We start from the raw sequence: 2,893 nt of genomic DNA on the forward strand, positions 1-2,893 counted from the left end.
GGAGCGGCGGCGCCCGCGGCCGAGGCGAGGTCGGTCGCCGGGGGCGCGGGCCGCCGCCAGGGGGTCGTGTCGGTCACAGGGCGCCCGGCCCGTCAGCGGGCGGGCGGGCCGGGGCGGCGGGGACCGCGGGGACGGGGGAGGGCAGGGCCCACCAGGCGGCGAGGCCGATGATCACACCGGTCAGCACGGTGGAGGGGCCGCCGATGTCCGCGTACAGGAAGTCGGTCAGCTGCCAGACGAACAGCCCGGTCGCGATCAGTCCGCAGTCCCGCATCCCGTCCCGGGATGCGGGGCCGCGGGAGGCCGTCGCGCACCGGCGCAGCCCGGCGACCAGCAGCGCGGCCCAGCCGCCCGCCAGTGCCAGGAGTCCGACGAGCCCCTGCTCCCCGAGGACGAGCAGGTACATGTTGTGCGGGGAGAGCAGCGGCTGCTTCATGAAGGCCTGGCCGGCGCCGGCGGTGTCGCTGCCGGAGGACAGGCCCAGCGAGGAGTGCCCGTCGCGGTGTGCGGGGAAGCCCTTGAGGCCCACTCCGACGGCCGGCCGCTCGCGCCACATCGACTCGGCGGCGGCCCACATCGTGTAGCGGTCGGTCACCGACTGGTCGGGGGCGCTGGAGACCTGGGTGATGGAGTTCAGGCGTTCGGCGACCATCTCGGAGCCCAGCCCGAGCCCGCCGACCAGCACCACGCCCAGCGCGGTCAGCGCCAGCAGCACCGCCAGGGCCCGCCGGATCCCGGCCAGGCACATCACCAGCACGGCCGCGCCGGCGGTCGCGATCCACGCGCCGCGGCTGAAGGACAGCACCAGCGGCACGACCAGCGCGAGCGCGCAGCACCCGGCGGTCCGCCGGGTCTTCGCGGGCAGCCCGGGGGCGAGCGCGGCGGCGGTGGCGACGATCAGCCCGTAGGCGACGACGGTGGCCATGCCCATGACGTCGCCGGGGCCGAAGGTCCCGACGGCGCGGATGTCCTCGCCCTGGTACGAGGCCCCGGTGTGCGTCGCGTACTGGACGACCCCCACCGCGCCCTGCACCAGCCCGAGCACCACGAAGCACCCGGCGGCCAGCCGGAACTCCCGGGCGTCGCGCACCAGCAGCACCACGGCCGCCGGGACCAGCACGAACACCTGGAGGTAGCGCACGAACCCGGGCAGGGCGGCGTACGGGTCCCCGGCGGTCATCGTGGAGACGGCGAGTCCGATCCCCGGGGTCCCGAGTACGAGCACGCCCAGCGGGTTCAGCGTCCGCACCCGCCCCCGCAGGGCCTGCACCGCGCAGACGAGGGCGAGGAGCAGCGAGGCGGCGTCGGCGGGGCCGACCTTCCCGGAGGCGGTGGCGTCGCCGGCCGGGAGGGGGGCGAGGAGGAACAGGACGGTCGCGGCGAGCGGCAGCAGCGGCCAGTGCCGGCGCAGCGCGCCGGCCGTGCCGGGCGGGCGTGCGGATCCGGGGAGGGCGAGGCTCATGGCTCAGCTCCCGCCCAGCCGGAAGCGGAAGAAGGAGGAGGCGGTGCGGGCCAGGATCCACAGGTCCTGCCACAGCGACCAGGTGTCGATGTAGTGGTTGTCGAAGCGGGCCCGGTCCTCGATGGAGGTGTCCCCGCGCAGCCCGTTGATCTGGGCGAGTCCGGTGATGCCGACGGGCATCCGGTGGCGGGCCTCGTAGCCGGGGTGGACGCTGCTGAACTTGGCGACGAAGAAGGGGCGTTCGGGGCGGGGTCCGACCAGGCTCATGTCGCCGCGCACGACGTTCCACAGCTGCGGCAGCTCGTCGAGCGAGGACTTGCGCAGGAAGGAGCCGACGGGGCTCATCCGGCGGTCGCCGGCCACGGTCCAGCGGGTGGCGGACTCGTGTTCGTCGGCGCGCAGGGTACGGAACTTCAGCAGGGTGAACGGCCGCCCGTAGAGGCCGACCCGCTCCTGACGGAAGATCACCCCGGGCCCGTCGGAGAGCCGTACGGCCAGGGCGCAGGCGCCCATGACGGGGGCGGCGGCGAGCAGCGCGAGGGCGGCGAGGCAGGAGTCGATGAGCCGCTTGGCGGACCGCTCCAGGGGCCGGGCGGGCCGGGGCAGCAGGGGCTGTACGGCGTACCCCCACAGCTGGTCGGCGGGGTGGGCGACGCGCATGCCGGTGACCTTGGCGGTGCCGGCGGGGTCGGCGAGCCAGAGCCGGCAGCCGTGGTCGTGGAAGAGGCGGACCAGCGCGGCGGTGCGCTCGTCGGCCTCGGGCGGGCGGGTGAAGACGGCGCAGCGGACGGAGTTCTGGATGACGGCGCGCCGGACGTCCTCGTAGGTGGCGAGTACGGGCAGCTGGCCGCCCTCCCCGTCGGCGGACTCGGCGGTGTCGGCGATGCCGACGGGCCGCAGCCCGTACGCGGGGCGTCCGTGCAGGGCGGCGGCGACGGCCCCGGCGCCCTGCCCGGGGCCGACGACGAGGGTGGAGACGGGGCGTCGCACGGCGGAGCGGCGCCACGCCTGATGGACGGACCCGCGTCCCGCGCAGGCCAGTACGACCTGGAGGCAGACGGCGGTGAGCAGGGTGTTCCAGCCGAGGGCCCGCTCCGGTGCGGCGGCGGCGAGGACGGCGGCGGCCGCGCACCACAGCGCGGCGGTCCGCCCGGCCAGGGCGGGCAGTTCGAGCAGGGCGGAGGGCGCGAGGCGGGGCCGGTAGAGCCCGCCCTGTGCCTGGAGCGCGGCGTTGACGGCGGTGAGCAGGACGGCGGCGGGGACCGCGGCCTGGGGCGGGAGCAGCGGTCCGGGCAGGGCGGTCACGGTGGCGGCGGCCGCCAGCGCGTCGGCGGCGAAGGACCTGTCCTGGAGCCAGGTCCTGCTCGCCGCGAACACCCCGATGCTCCTGAAGGCGTCCATGGTCGAGGGCCGTACGGACCTCGGTGTCAT

General features: G+C 76.2%; 2 protein-coding genes. Both read right to left on the minus strand.

Going from position 1 to position 2,893, the window contains the following annotated elements:
- Window positions 1–73 precede the first annotated feature (73 nt).
- Window positions 74–1,462, minus strand: coding sequence for an O-antigen ligase family protein (locus AB0F18_RS38995; protein WP_362070233.1), 1,389 nt, complete (start codon window positions 1,460–1,462; stop codon window positions 74–76).
- Window positions 1,463–1,465: 3 nt separating this feature from the next.
- The gene (locus AB0F18_RS39000; protein ID WP_362070236.1) at window positions 1,466–2,893 is read right to left on the minus strand and encodes an exopolysaccharide biosynthesis polyprenyl glycosylphosphotransferase; all 1,428 of its coding nucleotides are present in this window, start codon (window positions 2,891–2,893) and stop codon (window positions 1,466–1,468) included.

The sequence above is a fragment of the Streptomyces sp. NPDC029216 genome (genome assembly GCF_040648015.1).
Classification (GTDB): Bacteria; Actinomycetota; Actinomycetes; order Streptomycetales; family Streptomycetaceae; genus Streptomyces.

Bases quoted from the DNA above. Each gene is read 5' to 3' on its own strand.
- AB0F18_RS38995 (WP_362070233.1), bottom strand. From the start codon at position 1,462: ATGAGCCTCGCCCTCCCCGGATCCGCACGCCCGCCCGGCACGGCCGGC.
- AB0F18_RS39000 (WP_362070236.1), bottom strand. From the start codon at position 2,893: ATGACACCGAGGTCCGTACGGCCCTCGACCATGGACGCCTTCAGGAGC.